General features: G+C 62.9%; 16 protein-coding genes. 11 read left to right on the top strand and 5 right to left on the bottom strand.

Translation table 11 applies throughout. The features are described from left to right. Positions 1-72 precede the first annotated feature (72 nt). Both I7X09_RS28615 and I7X09_RS28610 read left to right on the top strand, forming a co-directional pair. The gene (locus tag I7X09_RS28615) at positions 73-1,095 is read left to right on the top strand and encodes an alpha/beta hydrolase (protein WP_166812335.1); all 1,023 of its coding nucleotides are present in this window, start codon (positions 73-75) and stop codon (positions 1,093-1,095) included. A 102-nt stretch (positions 1,096-1,197) separates the two neighbouring features. Beyond that, a complete protein-coding gene (locus tag I7X09_RS28610) occupies positions 1,198-2,019 on the top strand; it encodes a helix-turn-helix domain-containing GNAT family N-acetyltransferase (protein ID WP_095973297.1) in 822 nt (273 codons plus the stop codon). 10 nt (positions 2,020-2,029) lie between these two features. On the opposite strand, the gene I7X09_RS28605 is transcribed toward I7X09_RS28610, so the two are convergent. The 5 genes from I7X09_RS28605 to I7X09_RS28585 form a co-directional block, all read right to left on the bottom strand. After that, positions 2,030-3,496, bottom strand: a complete 1,467-nt coding sequence (locus tag I7X09_RS28605) for an FAD-dependent oxidoreductase (RefSeq protein WP_095973296.1) — start codon at positions 3,494-3,496, stop codon at positions 2,030-2,032. Between the two features lie 87 nt (positions 3,497-3,583). Then, positions 3,584-4,045: a carboxymuconolactone decarboxylase family protein gene (locus I7X09_RS28600; protein ID WP_095973295.1), complete on the bottom strand. Its 462-nt coding sequence runs from the start codon at positions 4,043-4,045 to the stop codon at positions 3,584-3,586. Continuing rightward, a complete protein-coding gene (locus I7X09_RS28595) occupies positions 4,042-4,986 on the bottom strand; it encodes an NAD(P)-dependent oxidoreductase (RefSeq protein ID WP_200314842.1) in 945 nt (314 codons plus the stop codon). Before I7X09_RS28595 ends, I7X09_RS28600 begins: the two co-directional genes overlap by 4 nt. Then, positions 4,983-5,732, bottom strand: coding sequence for an SDR family oxidoreductase (locus I7X09_RS28590; RefSeq protein WP_200314840.1), 750 nt, complete (start codon positions 5,730-5,732; stop codon positions 4,983-4,985). The genes I7X09_RS28595 and I7X09_RS28590 overlap by 4 nt, the downstream gene beginning before the upstream one ends. Positions 5,733-5,779: 47 nt before the next feature. Continuing rightward, the gene (locus tag I7X09_RS28585) at positions 5,780-7,246 is read right to left on the bottom strand and encodes an aldehyde dehydrogenase (protein ID WP_166812346.1); all 1,467 of its coding nucleotides are present in this window, start codon (positions 7,244-7,246) and stop codon (positions 5,780-5,782) included. Positions 7,247-7,447: 201 nt separating this feature from the next. Between I7X09_RS28585 and I7X09_RS28580 the strand changes: the two genes are divergently transcribed. From I7X09_RS28580 to I7X09_RS28540, 9 genes are all read left to right on the top strand, one after another. Further along, the gene (locus tag I7X09_RS28580; RefSeq protein WP_200314838.1) at positions 7,448-8,305 is read left to right on the top strand and encodes a mycofactocin-coupled SDR family oxidoreductase; all 858 of its coding nucleotides are present in this window, start codon (positions 7,448-7,450) and stop codon (positions 8,303-8,305) included. A 136-nt stretch (positions 8,306-8,441) separates the two neighbouring features. Beyond that, complete coding sequence (locus I7X09_RS28575) at positions 8,442-9,008, top strand: TetR/AcrR family transcriptional regulator (protein WP_095973308.1); 567 nt, start codon at positions 8,442-8,444, stop codon at positions 9,006-9,008. Continuing rightward, positions 9,005-10,210: a cytochrome P450 gene (locus I7X09_RS28570; protein WP_124569837.1), complete on the top strand. Its 1,206-nt coding sequence runs from the start codon at positions 9,005-9,007 to the stop codon at positions 10,208-10,210. Before I7X09_RS28575 ends, I7X09_RS28570 begins: the two co-directional genes overlap by 4 nt. Continuing rightward, positions 10,210-11,016 carry an SDR family oxidoreductase gene (locus I7X09_RS28565; RefSeq protein WP_200314836.1) on the top strand — a complete coding sequence of 269 codons (807 nt, stop codon included), beginning with the start codon at positions 10,210-10,212 and terminating at the stop codon, positions 11,014-11,016. The genes I7X09_RS28570 and I7X09_RS28565 overlap by 1 nt, the downstream gene beginning before the upstream one ends. Next, positions 11,013-12,407: a cytochrome P450 gene (locus I7X09_RS28560; protein ID WP_124569836.1), complete on the top strand. Its 1,395-nt coding sequence runs from the start codon at positions 11,013-11,015 to the stop codon at positions 12,405-12,407. Before I7X09_RS28565 ends, I7X09_RS28560 begins: the two co-directional genes overlap by 4 nt. Before the next feature lie 2 nt (positions 12,408-12,409). Beyond that, complete coding sequence (locus tag I7X09_RS28555) at positions 12,410-12,601, top strand: ferredoxin (protein WP_095973305.1); 192 nt, start codon at positions 12,410-12,412, stop codon at positions 12,599-12,601. Between the two features lie 58 nt (positions 12,602-12,659). Then, on the top strand, positions 12,660-13,211 hold the full coding sequence (locus I7X09_RS28550; RefSeq protein WP_095973306.1) for a nuclear transport factor 2 family protein: 552 nt from the start codon (positions 12,660-12,662) through the stop codon (positions 13,209-13,211). Between the two features lie 5 nt (positions 13,212-13,216). Beyond that, entirely contained in the window at positions 13,217-14,464 is a 1,248-nt protein-coding gene (locus I7X09_RS28545; protein WP_200314834.1) for a hypothetical protein, read from the top strand. A gap of 26 nt (positions 14,465-14,490) precedes the next feature. After that, positions 14,491-16,128: an acyl-CoA synthetase gene (locus tag I7X09_RS28540; RefSeq protein WP_200314832.1), complete on the top strand. Its 1,638-nt coding sequence runs from the start codon at positions 14,491-14,493 to the stop codon at positions 16,126-16,128. Positions 16,129-16,168: the final 40 nt, after the last annotated feature.

Below are 16,168 nucleotides of genomic sequence, written 5' to 3'. Positions count from 1 at the left end.
CGAGCCGCACGCCCGCGAAGCGAGCGCCACCGAGCTGTTGCCGGGCACCGCAATCGAGCACGAGGAGCGGCAATGAGAAGGATCGGACGTACTCGGGCGATACTGGTCGTCGCCCTCGTCGCTTGGACGGGATTGTTCGGCGAAGCCGCGCTCGCCTCGGCTGATCAGGCTCGAACGTTGCCTTCAGACGGTTCAGCTCTCGATCACGTCGAGGAAATCAACGCCCGTCAGCTGACTATGTACGTCTACTCGGCTGCAATGGACAAAGTGATTCCGCTCGAGGTGATTCGGCCGGCAGACACAAGTGCGCCACGACCGACCCTCTATCTACTCAACGGCGCCGGCGGCGGCGAGGACACGGCGACGTGGCAGACACGGACAGACGTCGTCGACTTCTTCGGCGACAAGAACGTCAACGTCGTCAACCCCATCGGCGGAGCCTACAGTTATTACACCGACTGGGAGAAGCCCGATCCTGTTCTCGGACTGAACAAGTGGACCACATTTCTCACCCAGGAGTTGCCGCCGATCGTCGACGCCACGCTCGGCACCACGGGTGTGAACGCGGTCGCCGGCTTGTCGATGGCGGGAACCTCCGTTCTGAGCCTGGCCGAGGCTGCGCCGACGGTTTACCGCGCGGTCGGCGCTTTCAGCGGGTGCGCCGAGACGAGTACTCAACCCGGTCAGGACTACGTGAGATTCGTGGTCGGATTCCGCGGCGGCAACGTCGACAACATGTGGGGTCCGGTTGGTGGCCCGGGGTGGGTAGCCAACGACCCTGTGGTCAATGCCGAGAGATTGCGGGGCGTCGACCTCTACATCAGCAACGGATCGGGCTTGCCCGGCCCACACGAGAATCTGGGCGGACCGATGGTCAACGGCGACCTCGGGGTTCTGGCCAATCAGGTGATCGTCGGCGGAGTGATCGAGGCGGGGACGAACCAATGCACCCAGCGTTTGGCCGAGCGGCTCGACTCCCTGGGCATCCCCGCGACGTATGACTTCCGGGCAACGGGTACTCACTCGTGGGGTTATTGGCAGGACGATCTTCACAACTCGTGGTCGATGATTGCCGAGTCGATCGGTGCGCGTTAGCCGGCGAACCCGAGGATCGGTGGCTGAGTTGTTTCTCACTCCGGGACGCTCTTGCCGAACCTAGCCGCCCGACCTGCAGGTCAGCGGCGTTATAGTCGCGGTATGAGTTCAGAAACACTCGCACCCCTCGACACCGATGTACTTGCGCGCCGGTTCGCGTGCCTGGGTGATCCGACGCGGCTGCGAGTGCTCCGACTTGCTGCCGGCGGTCCGATCGACGTCGACACGATTGCACACGCCGCATCACTCGAGCCGTCGACGCTGAGTGCGCACCTCGAGGCCTTGATCGAGGTCGGTTTCGTCGAGGCTTCGGTGCGCGAAGGCACCTCGGTTGTCAGTGTTGCCGGAACGGCATACTCCGATCTGATGGCAGCCGCCGCCGTCGTGGCTGCGCGTGGTCCGGTCGAAGACACACTGGGAGTTCTTCCCGACGACGTGGTGCTGCGCCGCATGGAATCCGACGACTGGGATGCCGTGCGCTCGATCTACCGCGAAGGAATCGACACCGGAACCGCGACGTTCACCACCTCGGTGCCGTCCGCCGAGAAGCTCGACGCGCAATGGTTACCTGATCATCGATGGGTCGCGGAGATCGACGGCCGCGTCGAAGGCTGGGCGAGCCTGAGCCCGGTGTCCTCGCGAGACTGCTACCGCGGGGTCGCCGAGAACTCTATCTACATCGGTAGCGGCGCTCGCGGGCGCGGCGTGGGCAAGCTGCTGCTTCGCCGACAGGTGCAAGCTGCCGACGCCAGCGAGATCTGGACGGTGCAGTCGTCGATCTTCCCGGAGAACCGGGCAAGCGTCGCTTTGCATCAGGCCGTCGGATTCCGAGTCGTCGGCACTCGGTCGCGTATCGCTCAACTCGGTGGCAGGTGGCGTGACACGTTGTTCCTCGAACGTCGCAGCGAGGACGCTGAGCTTTGAGAAGAGACGCTCAGCCCTTGGCAGCGCTGATTCCGGCGCGTCGCCCGTAGAAGCTGCCGTCACCGAGGGACGTTCCGGAGGCATACCCGCCGGCGCAGACACCGGCGGTGCAGCGTCCAGCGGCAAACAGACCCGGGATCGGTTCGCCGGAGACGTGCATGACCTCCGAGTTGATCGACGTGCGCAGACCGCCGAGCGTGAATCCTGCGGTGAAGTTGCGAAGGTCGAGCGCAGCGACGGGTGAGCCGATCGGCTTGACCCACTCCTTCTTCTTGCCGAGCACGGGGTCTTCACCACGGGCGGCGTGGCGGTTGTAGACCTCGACGGTCGACTGAAGTGTGCCTTCCGGCAGGCCCATGTCGGATTCGAGTTCCTCGACGGTCTCGGCCACCCACTTGGGCTGGAATCTGAAGAACGGTGTGGAACTGTCGGCGGCGCAGCCCTCTTCGTAGGAGGCTTCGTCGATGATCAGGTAGGCCTGATTCTCGTTGCGCAACAGCGTCTCCTGCCCGATTCTTCCCGGGTACGTGTCCTCGTTGACGTAGCGCTGGCCGCGTCCGTTGACGAGAATGCCGCGGATCATCAACTGGGGGTCGCCGAAGAATGCGACCTCGGTTGCGTCCATGTGTGCGAGGTCCGCCCCGAGAGCCTGGGCCATCTGGATCGCCTTGCCGTCGTGCTCTTCGATAGCCGCACCGGGGCGCCCGATCAGCCGTGGGGCGTACGACTGGATCATCGCTTCGTTGTAGGCGAAGCTTCCCGTCGCCAGCACGACACCCGTGCGTGCTCGAACCGCCACTTCCTTGCCGTACTGCTTGGCGATGATGCCGACTACTCGATCGCCGTCGACGACCAGTCGCTGCACTCGCATGTCGTATTCTGCTCGTACGCCGAGGCTTTCGGCCGTCTCGATCAACGGCTTCATCAACATGAAGCCGCCGCCCTTCTCGCCGGTACGCTTGCCGCTCATCTGCGGAACGTGTCCGCGAGGGGCCGGTGTCGCGATCGTGTTGAACGGTGCCGAGTTCTCGCCGCCGGAATACATGAGACCGTCGTCGAAGGGCGTTTCCCACCCGGGTTGGCCGTAGAAACTCTCCTTGAACGGCACGCCGTTGTCGACGAGCCAGTTGTAGTGTTCGACGCTGCCCTCGCAGTAGTCGGTGATCTTCTCCTCGTCGGCGCCGGGGCCGAGCGCGGCCATCATGAACGATTTCATGTTGGCAGGGGAGTCCTCGAACCCGAGTGCCTGTTGGAGCGGGGTTCCGCCACCCAGATAGATGAATCCGCCTGCCAGCGCCGCAGCGCCGCCCCAGCCGCTCGTGCGCTCGAGCACCAACACGTCGGCGCCCGCTCGCGCCGCCTCGATCGAAGCACTCACTCCGGCAATGCCGTAGCCGGCGACGACGACGTCAGCCTCGAAGTGCCACTGCTCGATGCTTGCGGCGGACTGCGGACGGATTGAGCTGGCCTCGGCCATGGATTCGGATCCTTCGTTCTTCTGGTTGGTTGGTGGGGGAATCGGTAGGTGTGATCGATGCCCTGATTGCAGTATCTCGACCGAAAGTCAGTCGGTGTCCGTTTTCGCGGAATCGGCCGCGGCCTTCTCCTTGGCGCGCGCGGCTTTACGTCTGTCGGCCTTCACGGCGATCAGCGCATTGTTGAGGCCGGTCGCCAGGGGCCAGCCGACGTAGTGGCACAGGAAGATCGCGGCCTCCTCGAATTGTTGCTCGGTCAACTCCTCGTTGTGAAGAGCAGCGTTGATCTGGATCTTTGCCACATCGCTCTGCCCCTGGGCTGTGATGGCACCGATCAGCAGCAGTCTCCGATCGCGCACCGACAGGCCCGGCCGCGTCCAGATGTCGGCGAAGAGGTGATCGGCGGTCACGGCGAAGAAGTCGCCGGGAACGTCGGCGGGGAGTTCCCAGCCGTACACCTCGTTCATCTTCGCTACGCCGCGAGCGCGGGTCTCGGAGACGCGGCTTCCGCCCGTTCCATTGGTGTCGGTCGTGTGAGTGGTCTCGGTCATGCGTGCTCCCGTGTAGTGGACGCCGTAGATGCCGGTGAAGGCTCGGCGAGCCTGTCTTCTCTGTCATTCTCGACGCCCAGACCGGCACCGAGTCCGGCGAGCGCAAGGTGCGCGAGCGGCAGGTCGAGATCCAGCCGATCACCGAGGTCGATGGCCAAGGCCAGGTCCTTCTCCCCGAGATTTCGAACATGCCGCAGTATCGAGAACCACGGGTCGTCCTCCGAGACCGGTGCGGTGGTGTCGCGGAGCATGATCGCGCCCGCGCCGCCGGTGATCGCATCGGTGTGCCTGACGACCTTTCCGAGCGTGCGGAGATCGAGTCCTGCTGCTTCGGCGAGTCGCGCGGCCTCGGTCGTGGCGGTGAACGAGACGAAGTGAAGAAGGTTGCGTGCGAGCTTCATTCGCGTTCCCGCGCCGACGTCACCGGCGTGAACCACCAGCTCGGCCCAGGATCCGAAGGGCTCGCGGACGGCCTCGAACGCCTCGTCGGAGCCGCCGATCATCACGGCCAGCCTTCCCTGCGCTGCGCCGCCGGCGCCGCCACTGATCGGTGCGTCGACCAGCAGAACGCCACGCTGTCGACAGATACCAGCGAGTTCCACCGCCGTGGTGTCCGAGATGGTGGAGTGAATTGCGACGACAGTGCCTGGCTGTGCGGTCGACAGGATGCCGTGCGGCCCGCCTACAACCTCGCGCACCTGCGCGTCGTCGAGCACCGTGACGGAGATGATTCTCGCCTGCGCTGCAACGTCGGCGGGCGTCGATGCTCCACTCGCGCCCGCACTGGTGAACGGCTCGAGGGCTTCTGCGCGGGCATCACACACCACCAGTCCGCCCGGCCAGTCCAGGAGGCGCGTCGCCATGGGCGCACCCATGTTGCCCAAACCGATGTACCCCAGTCTGGGTTTCGAAGGGCCGGCTTTGGGCGCCGAATCCGTCATGATCGGTACACCTGGCCGCCGTCGACGTTGAAGATCTGCCCGGTCACCCAGCCTGCGTCGTCGGAGAGAAGGAACAGGCACATGCCGACGAGATCCTCCGGCGTACCCATGCGCTGCAGCGGGATTCGTTTGACCATGTCCTTGACGATATTTCCGGGGGTGACGGTTCGAGTCGCCTCCGTGTCGATGGGACCGGGAGCGATGGCGTTGATCCGGATGTTCGACCAGCCGAGTTCGGTCGCGAGTTGTTGAGTCAGGCTGTTGACTCCGGCTTTGGCGAGTCCGTAGTAGTTCGAGTACAGCCACGCCGCCGTGGAGGATTGGTTGACGATCGAGCCACCCTTCTCCCGCATGTGAGGTACGACCGCCCGGCACACGTGCAACGCGCCGTCCATGTTGACGCTCATGAACTTTCGGTAGTAGTCCCAGTCGACGGTCAACAGCGAGTCGATCTTCATTCCGCCGTAGATGGCAGCGTTGTTCACCAGATGCTCGATGCTGCCGAAGTGCTCGATCGTGAAGTCGGCAAGTGCCGCAGTCGACTCCCCGTCGGCAACGTCGACGTCCTTGAAGACCGCTCGTCCTCCGTCCGCGGTGATCTGCTTGGCGACAGCTTCGCCCAGTTCGCAATTGAGGTCGGCGACCACCACGTTGGCCCCCTCCGCGGCCAGAGCCCGGGCATACGCCTCTCCGATACCCTGCGCTGCTCCGGTGACTATCGCGGTGCGACCGTCGAAACGTCCCATGTCGACCTACTTTCGTGGTGATGATCCTGTGGTGAGGATGTGGAATGTCAGGAAGGTGAAGCGACGAGCTTGGTTTCGAGGTATTCCTCGAAACCCGCGAGGCCCATTTCGCGGCCGATCCCGGATTGCTTGTAGCCGCCGAACGGTGCGTCGGCCGAATACCAGACGCCGCCGTTGACGCTCAGCGTTCCGGTTCTGACACCGGCAACGACGTGCGCGACGCGATCGGGATCGGTGCCCCATACCGAGCCGGACAGGCCGTAGGGGGAGTCGTTGGCAATTCGGATTGCGTCGTCGTCGCTGTCGTACGGAATGATCACGAGAACGGGACCGAAAATCTCCTCCTGCGCTACGCGAGACGAGTTGTCCAGCCCGGCAACGAGAGTGGGCTCGACGAAGAAACCGCGCTCGTGATCGTCTGGACGGCCACCACCCGTCACGATCGTGCCGCCCTCTTCGACCGCGAGGGAGAGGTAGCTCTCCACCCTGGCGCGCTGGCGCGCCGAGATGACCGGACCACATACCGTTCCGCGCGCGCTGGGGTCACCGGCTCGGATACCCGCCATCGCGGCGGAGGCCGCGGCCAGAGCATCTTCGTACCGAGCGTGCGGCACCAGAAGTCTGGTACTGAGCGCGCATCCCTGACCGGCATGAACGCAGACGGAGAACGCGGCAACCGAGCATGCGCCCTTGATGTCCGCGTCGTCGAGGACGATGAATGCGGACTTGCCCCCGAGTTCGAGGAAGACCTTCTTGAGGGTTTGCGCGGCCGTGGCCATCACCGTGCGTCCGGTGGCGGTGGAACCGGTGAAGGACACGAGATCGACGCGCGGATCGCTGCACAGCTGGGCGCCGAGAGAGTGATCCGTCGACGTCACCACGTTGACGACGCCGGCCGGGATCTCGGTTTCTTCGGCAATGACCTTGGCGACCAGCGCGGCGCACCAGGGCGTGTCCGGCGCGGGTTTGAGAACGATGGTGTTGCCGGCCGCGAGGGCAGGACCGAGTTTGGCGAAATTGATCTGGTGCGGAAAGTTCCACGGTGTGATTGCGCCGACGACGCCGACCGCTTCCTTGAGCAGTCGGCGATGAGTCGGAATCCCCATCGGTGACGCGTGCCCGAGATCTTGTTCCCAGGAATAGGTTTCGATCAGGTCAGCCCAGTAGCGAAGATCTTCGATCGGGCCTTCGAGTTGTGGACCGCTCGTCAGCATGACGGGTGCGCCCACCTCGGCGACGGTGATCTCGCGCAGCTCCTCGATGTGAGACTGGAGTGCGTCGCACAGTTGGCGTAGGCAGCGAGCGCGAAATCCGTGATCGCGTGCCCATTCGGTGTCGTCGAACGCACGGCGCGCAGCGGCGATGGCCGCGTCCATATCCGCGGCGGTCCCTTCGGCAGCGCGGCCGATCAGTTCCTCGGTGGCCGGGTTGAAAACTTCGAAGGTTCCACCGGATCCGGGAACCAGCTTTCCGTCGACGAGAAGTGCAGAACTGTCTGCGGGTCGAAGCGTCATAACGCAAACCCTCTCTTTCTGGACATGTGTCTGGACTCTAGTTCACACTCGTGGTTGAGGCAATGGTTTCTGGGGCATAAGAGATTTCGAGAGGGTCTCTGGATCTACTTCGGTGAAAATCGATTCGTGCCTGGTGTGGCGCCGCTACGGTTCACCGCACATTCACAACCACGCCTTCACATCCACGGGAGAGAGGTCGAAATGAACAGAGTTGACGGAAAAGTGGTGCTGGTGACCGGTGCTGCTCGAGGTCAGGGGCGCAGTCATGCCGTCCATCTCGCACAGGAGGGCGCGCACGTCATCGCCTTCGATCTGTGCGCAGACATCGCCAGCAACGAATATCCGCTCGCCAGTCCAGCCGATCTGGAGGAAACGGCTCGACTGGTGAAAGAGGCCGGGCGGCAGGTGGTGACAGCGCGTGTCGACGTCCGTGATCGCGCCGGTCTCGAAACAGCACTTGCCGAGGCAGTAGGGCAGTTAGGCGGATTGCATGTCGTCGTGGCGAACGCCGGTATCTGTCCGCTCGGCAAGCACGTGTCGACTGCCGGTTTCGTCGACGCGTTCGATGTGAACTTTCTCGGTGTCGTCAACACAGTGCATGCATCGATGGACTACCTCGGCGAAGGGGGTTCGATCATCGCGATCGGCTCTGTTGCCGGTCTGGTGCCGCAGACCGGATTCAACGGGCAGCAGGCGCTCCAGGGTCCGGGCGGCGACGGATACGGCCTGGCCAAGAAGCTGATTCAGGCCTATACCAGTTCGTTGGCACTGACCCTCGGGCCGAGTTCCATTCGCGTCAATGCGATCCATCCGACCAACGTGAACACCGACATGTTGCAGAGCATGCCGATGTACCGGACGTTCCGTCCCGACCTCGAGAATCCGACCGTCGAGGATGCGGCAGTGACGTTCCCCTTCATGCAGGCGATGCCGACCCCGTGGGTCGAGCCCGCGGACATCTCGCATGCGGTCGTGTACTTGTCGTCGGACGAGTCGCGATTCGTCACCGGCCAGCAACTGCGCGTGGACGCTGGTGCCGGAATGAAGATCGTTCTGTAGTAGAACTTTTCGCGTCACGCCTGCCTGTTCGTGGTGAATTTTCGAAGTTTCCCCATTTCGTTGCCCTGGACAGGCCGCTGTAGTAACGTCCAGACACGTGTCCAGCCAACGGGGCGATTCAGGTAGCGGGGGATCGATTGTCTACGAATCCACTCGCAGGCGCCTCACGGGCAAACAAGCGGAAACTGTGGCCAGGCTTGCCGAAGCGACAGTGAAAGTTCTACGCGAACAAGAGTTTTCCGGACTGACTGTCCGTTCGGTTGCGGCCGAAGCGGGTGTAGGAACTGCGACCGCCTACACGTATTTCGCGTCCAAGGAGCATCTGGTCGCAGAGGTCTTCTGGCGAAGACTTCAGAACTCGTCGGCGCCTGACGGCTCAGGGTTGGATCGCACCGCGCACGTGCTCTCTGTACTTCGAAATATCGCGCTGCTTCTCGCGGACGAACCGGAGGTATCGGCTGCCGTGACCAATGCACTGCTCGGCTCCGATCCGGAAGTGGAACATCTTCGCGGCCGGATCGGACTCGAGATCCATCAACGACTTGCTTCGGCGTTGGATCCTGACGGCGAGCCTGAAGTGTTGGAAGCGCTCGAAATGCTGTATGCCGGGGCGCTTCTGCGCGCAGGGATCGGCTACGGAACCTACGCGCAAATCGCTGGACGCCTCGAGGCCTCAGCTCTACTGATCCTGGAGAAATCATGACAGAAGCTTTGATCGATCCGGTGGTCTTCAATCCGTACGACTACCACTTTCACGACGATCCGTATCCGACGTACAAGCGTCTGCGCGAGGAATCACCGCTGTATCACAATCCGGACGTGGGCTTTTGGGCGTTGTCGCGATATACGGACGTGGTCGACGGATTCAAGGACAACAAGCGTCTCTCGAGCGCAAACGGGGTATCGCTCGACCCCGCAGCCTACGGTCCACACGCGCATTATGTGATGTCGTTTCTCGCGATGGACGACCCCCGCCATATGCGGTTGCGCCAGTTGGTTTCTCGCGGATTCACACCGCGGCGGGTCGCGGAGCTCGACGGTCGGATACTCGAACTCACGAAGCAACATCTGGTACCTGCGCTGGGCGCGGGGGAGTTCGACTGGATTACGGAGGTGGCGGGAAAGCTGCCGATGGACGTCATCTCCGAACTCATGGGTGTCCCCGAACCGGACCGAGCCGAACTGCGGCGCAAGGCGGATCTGGTGGTGCATCGAGAGGCAGGTGTTCTCGACGTGCCGCAACCTGCGGTGGAGGCTTCGATCAGTTTGATGGGCTACTACAAGGAGATGATTGCGCAGCGGCGCCGATCGCGGACGGACGACCTGACCTCGGCCTTGCTCGACGCCGAGATCGACGGAGACAAACTCTCGGACCAGGAGATCCTCGGATTCATGTTTTTGATGGTCGTGGCCGGAAACGAGACCACGACCAAGCTTCTCGGAAACGCGCTGTACTGGGGTTCTCACCATCGGGAGCAGATCACACCGGTTCTCGACGATCCCGAACGAGCCTCGGAATGGGTGGAAGAGACTCTTCGCTACGACACGTCGAGCCAGATCGTGGCTCGGACTTCGGTCGTCGACCTCGAGTACCACGGGCGCACCATTCCGGCGGGGGAGAAGGTTCTGCTCCTGATCGGATCGGCCAACCGAGACGCCGACGTCTTCGAGGATGCCGACAGCTTCCAGATCGGCCGGAGTTCGTCGGGAAAACTCGCGAGTTTCGGTGGTGGCGTGCACTTCTGTCTGGGTGCCCACCTTGCCAAGCTCGAAGCCAAGATCGCCCTGGCGGAGTTCGGGCGTCGGGTCAGCGACTACGAAGTCGACGAGTCCGGAATCGAGCGTGTTCATTCGACAAACGTCCGGGGCTTTGCGGCCCTGCCGGTGAAAGTGCAGGTGCGCTGATGCCTCGTTTCGAACCCAATCCGGTTCGCCGGCCGGCACTGATCAGTGGTGCGTCGTCGGGAATCGGCACTGCTACCGCGTATGCCTTGGCCGAACTCGGGCATCCGGTTGCGCTCGGTGCGCGTCGAGTCACCGAATGCGAAGCCATCGCCGAGAAGATCCGCAGCAATGGTGGTGAAGCGTTCGCCCACTTCCTCGACGTCACGGACGGTGATTCGGTCGACGGATTCGTCTCGGCCGCAGAGGCAGTGCACGGTCCCGCCGAAATCGTCGTCTCCGGGGCCGGTGATCTCGAATTCGGGGCTGCGGACGAGATGGATCCCGAGGCGTTTCTACGGCAGATCCAAGTCCACCTCGTTGGTGCGCAGCGATTGGCGCATCGCGTACTCCCAGGTATGAGGCAACGACAGCGCGGTGACTTCGTACTGATCGGCTCGGATTGTGCCGAGCGCCAGCGTCCACTCATGGGTGCTTATGACGCAGCCAAGGCCGGGCTCGAAGCAATGGGGCGCCAGATGCGAATGGAGCTCGAGGGAACCGGCATTCGCGCGTCGATCGTGCGACCCGGGCCGACACTGACCGGCATGGGAATGGACACGACGCCGGAGATCATCGGACCGGTCGGGGAATCGTGGAGTAAGTGGGGGTTCGCCCGACACGGTTACTTTCTGCGCGCCTCGGACATCGCCAATGCCATCGTCGCCGTCGTGTCGGCGCCGCGAGGAGCACACATCGTGCTCGTCGAAGTTCAGCCCGAGGCACCACTGGACAAACTTCCCACTGCGAACTCACAGGAGACGACATGACGCACGGAGTGCAGGAGACGTCGCGAACACTGCCCGAGCCGCCGCGGGTGTCCGGCGGGGATCTCCCGCACGGGCATCTCGAGGAACTGAGAACCGACCCGATAGCGCTCATGCGCCGGGTGCGCGAAGAATGCGGTGACGTCGGCGCCTTTCAACTTGCCGATCGCACTGTGATCTTGCTGTCCGGAGCCGAGGCAAACGAGTTCTTCTTCCGTTCCACCGACGAGGATCTCGACCAACAAGCTGCATACCCCTTCATGAAGCCGATCTTCGGTGAAGGCGTCGTTTTCGATGCCAGTCCGGAGCGGCGAAAGGAGATGCTCCACAACTCGGCTCTGCGCGGCGAACAGATGCGTGGGCACGCCGCCACGATCGGCCGCGAGGTCGAGGCGATGGTCGCGCAGTGGGGAGACGAAGGCGAGATCGATCTGCTCGACTTCTTCGCCGAGCTGACCATCTACACCTCGTCGGCGTGCCTGATCGGCAAGAAGTTCCGCGACGAACTGGACGACAGTTTCGCCAAGCTGTATCACGAGCTCGAACAGGGAACCGATGCATTGGCTTTCGTGGATCCGTACGCGCCGATCGAGAGTTTCCGCCGCCGCGACGAGGCACGGTTGGCGTTGGTCGCTCTGGTACAGGACATCATGAACGGCCGCATCGCGAATCCTCCGCAGGGCAAGGAGGACCGCGACATGCTGGACGTGTTGGTGTCGGTCAAGGACGAGAACGGCGACCTCCGGTTCAGTGCCGACGAGATCACCGGCATCTTCATCTCGATGATGTTCGCCGGCCACCACACGACTTCCGGCACGGCAGCGTGGTCGCTGATCGAGATGTTGCGGCATCCCGACACCATGACGGACGTCGTCGACGAACTCGACAATCTGTACTCCGACGGCGCCGACATCAGTTTTCACGCCCTGCGCCAGATTCCGGTTCTCGAGGCTGTGGTCAAGGAAACCCTTCGACTGCATCCGCCGTTGATCATCCTGTTGCGGGTGGCACGTGGAGATTTCGAAGTGGGCGGCTTCGAGATCCGAGAAGGCCATCTTGTCGCCGCGACACCCGCGATCTCCAATCGAATCGCCGAGGACTTCCCGCGACCGGACACCTTCGATCCCGGGAGGTACATCGACCCGAATCAAGAGGACATCGTCAACCGCTGGACGTGGATTCCGTTCGGAGCCGGCCGGCATCGCTGTGTCGGCGCCGCGTTCGCTCAGATGCAGCTCAAGGCGATCTTCTCGATCCTGCTGCGGGACTTCGAGTTCGAGATGACGCAGCCGTCGGAGTCCTACCGAAACGACCACAGCAAGATGGTCGTCCAGTTGCAGCAGCCGTGCGCGGTGAGGTACCGGCGCCGAACACGTCCCGGGCGTGAGGGGTGATCATGCACGTCGAAGTCGACCTCGACCTGTGCCAGGGCCATGCGGCGTGCGAGCTCGAGGCACCGGAGATCTTTGTCGTCCCGAAGCGGGGGAAGGTCAGTCTTCTGGACCCGGACCCACCCGAGTCGCTCCGCGGTGAAGCCGAGATGGCGGTCAGGTACTGCCCGACCGGCGCCCTGAGGATTGTCGACTGATTGCAGCGGATTGTCGATTGATGTCAGCGAATTCATGTGCTCGAGGGAGGAAGTTCAGATGACGGGTTTCGACCGCGCAGAGCTCGACGAGATGGTCCAACGCTGGATCGAGGCGAACAAGAAGGCCGAAGCCGCCGGTGATTGGAAACCGTTGGCGGACATGTACGCCGAGGACGCCACGTACGGGTGGAACTACGGTCCCAAGCAGGATTTCATGGCGGTGGGGCGCGAGGAGATTCGTGAAGTCGCGCTCGGTCTCGAGATGAAGGGCCTCGAAGGCTGGGAGTATCCGTATCAAGAGTTTGTGATCGACGAACGTAGCGGAAACGTGATCGGCTTGTGGAAGCAGATTTCCGACGCCAAGCGCGAGGACGGTAGCAACTACTCCGTCTACGGTATCGGCGGTAGTTGGTTCCGCTACGGCGGGGACTTCCAATGGTCTTGGCAGCGTGACTTCTTCGACTTCGGGAACGTGTCGGCGTTGTTCATGGAGATGATCGGCAACAATGCTCTCTCGAAGGGGATGCAGGGCCGGATCCAGCGATCGATCTCGGGCGACCCGCTACCGGGCTGGTATCCGGTGGGCACCGCGCCGGTCCCGCTGTGGTGAGTCCGATGACCGTGCGCGATTCCTTCGAGACACTCTCGCAGCGCGACCTTGCCGTGTTGGTGCCCGAGTTGCTCCTGTGTGGGCAGCTGATCGATCGCTCGGGCATGGCGCATCTGATCGTCGAGTTCGGACGCGAGGGTATGGCGCAGGTGGCCGTCGAGGAGTGGGAATCGGCCAGCCCCTGGTACACCCGCCGCATGCAGAAGGCCCTCGGATACGAGGGCGACGACGTCGTGACGATCTTCAAAGGGCTACAACTCGACATCGGTGCTCCGCCACAGTTCATGGACTTTCGATACCGGGTCGACGATCCGCTGCACGGTGAATTCTGGCTCGATCATTGTGGAGCACTCATGGACGTCGAGCCGTTGGGCGATGAGTTCGTGACCTCGATGTGTCACGACATCGAGGATCCGACTTTCGATGCGACGGCCATCGCGACCAACCCACACGCCCAGATCCGTCCGATTCACCGACCACCGCGCAGGCCCGCGGACCGACATCCGCACTGCGCCTGGACCGTTGCCATCGACCCGTCGCACACGCCGCCCGTGATGACCGCGCACACCGAGCAGATCGGACGCACCGCCGCGGTGACGGTCGAGCTGAGCCCCATCGATCATGGCGGGGACGGTCGGGCGGACTACTCGGGTCCGTTGTTGTCGGACCTGAGGTTTTCCGACTTCTCGCGATCAGCCTTGGTTCGTATCGCAGAGGAGATCTGCGTGCAGCATCATCTGTTGGCGTTGGGCTTTCTGGCAGCGGTTCGCCGCCGCGCCGACGAAGACAAGGCGCGCGAGATCACGCGAAAGCAATTGACCGGAATCGCGGGAGTTGCGGCACAGCGTATTCGAGATGCGCTCGGGCTTCCTTCGACTCTGGAATCGTTGGCATTGGTCCTGTCCGTACACCCCTTGCTGAATCCGAAGCAGTATGTGGAGAGCGAGATCCGACCGGACGGCGGTGCTCTGGAGCTGTGGATCTCGCGAGACGCTCTTGTCGACCGCGACGGCGGTTGGCCGACCTTGCTCGGCAGCGAGCACCTCGATCCCCTCCAGGCTTTGGTTCGCGGAGTGAATCCGCATTTCACCGTGAGAGTGCTGGCCGAAGATGCCGCGGGGCTCCTTCTGACCGTGGACATCACCGAAGCTCCCGCTCCGGAATGCGTCGAAGTCGCCATTACGAAGGTCAGTACCGGCGCGGCCTTCGTATTCGAAGATCGCGGAATTCCCTTGCCTCTGTTCGTCGTCTGACCGGCCGAAACCGAAGGACTCAACCTATGGCCTACACGTTCGCAGACCTGTTCGAGCATTCCGTCGATGCGATGCCCGATCGCCTCGCACTGATCGTTTCCGGCGAGGAGGTGACATACCGTGAGCTGGACGAGCGGGCCAACCGATTGGCGCACTACTTCCAGTCAGTCGGGTTAGGTGTTGGTTCGCACATCGGTATTCAGCTGCACAACTCGATCGAGGCGATGGTTGCTGTCCTCGCGGCGTTCAAGATCCGCGGCGTTCCCATCACGGTGAACTACCGCTACACGAGCGACGAATTGGTCTACCTGTACGAGAACGCGGATCTCGAGGCGTTGGTTTTCCATCGTGGTTTCGCTGAGCGGGTTGCCGGTGCCTTGGTGTCGGCACCGCGGGTCAAGTACGTGATCGAGGTGCCGGACGAACTCGCTCTCGGGAACGAACCGTCGATTCCGGCGGCAATGGCGTACGCCGATGCGCTCGGCAACCAATCCCCGCTTCGCGCAGGTGAACATGCATTTCCCGAGCGTTCCGGCGACGACGTCTACGTTCTCTACACCGGCGGAACAACCGGACGACCTAAAGGTGTCGTCTGGCGGCAGGAAGACATCTGGCGCGTGCTGGCCGGCGGTTACGACTTCTACTCGGGTGAGCCGATCGCCGACGAGTACCAGCAGTCGCGCGGTGGCGCCGCGGCAGCCGAACCGATGCGGTGGTGCATGCTTCCACCGCTGATCCACACTTCGGCTCTGATGCCGACGTTCAACGCTCTGTTCTCCGGAAACACCGTCATCTTCGAACCGAAATTCGATGCGGCACAAGTCTGGAAGGTCGTCGCCGAATATCGGCCGCAGGTCATGGTCATCACCGGCGACGCCATGGGCCGCCCACTGGTCGAAGCCCATCACGAATTGCAACCGGATGCGTCGAGCCTGGCTGTACTCGCCTCCGGCGCTGCGCTCTTCTCCGGATCGGTCAAAGACGCGTTCTTCGACGTCTTTCCGAATCTGATGATCTCCGATTCGGTCGGATCGTCCGAAACAGGCTTCGGCGGAATCGGATTCGCAACCAAAGGGCTCGAGCAGCGTGGAGGACCCAAGGTGGGCGCCAACAGATTCACGGTCGTCGTCGACGACGACAACCGTGTGTTGGAGCCGGGTTCGGGCGCCGAAGGATGGTTGGCGAAACTCGGCAACGTCCCACTCGGCTACTACAACGATCCGGTGAAGTCGGCCGAGATATTCCGAGAGGTGAACGGCGCGCGAGCAGTCGTGACCGGAGATCGAGCGCGAATCGAGGACGACGGCTCGGTCACTCTCCTCGGCCGGGGAAACATGGTGGTCAACACCGGCGGGGAGAAAGTCTTCGTGGAAGAGGTCGAAGCAGTGGTGAAGGCCCATCCCGACATCTACGACGCAACAGTGATCGGTATTGCCGACGAGCGGTGGGGCAATCGGGTGGCGGCGGTGCTCCGCGTCCGCGATGGCGTGGAACCGGATTTCGATTCCATCGAAAAACACACCCGCACTCAGCTTGCCGGCTACAAGATTCCGCGTTCCTTCTGGATCGCCGTCGAGGTCGTTCGAGCGCCGAGCGGCAAGCCGGACTACCGCTGGGCCAAGGAGTTCTCGCAGAACAGCGACCCGGTCCACCGGATCGACTAGCGCTCACACGCAGCGCCCGGCACCTGGCCCCCATCCGTAA

Source organism: Rhodococcus sp. P-2 (assembly GCF_016598535.1).
In the GTDB taxonomy this organism is placed as follows: domain Bacteria; phylum Actinomycetota; class Actinomycetes; order Mycobacteriales; family Mycobacteriaceae; genus Rhodococcus_F; species Rhodococcus_F baikonurensis.
The sequence above is the reverse complement of the archived record's forward strand: the minus strand, read 5'-3'. Positions and strand labels throughout refer to the sequence as shown.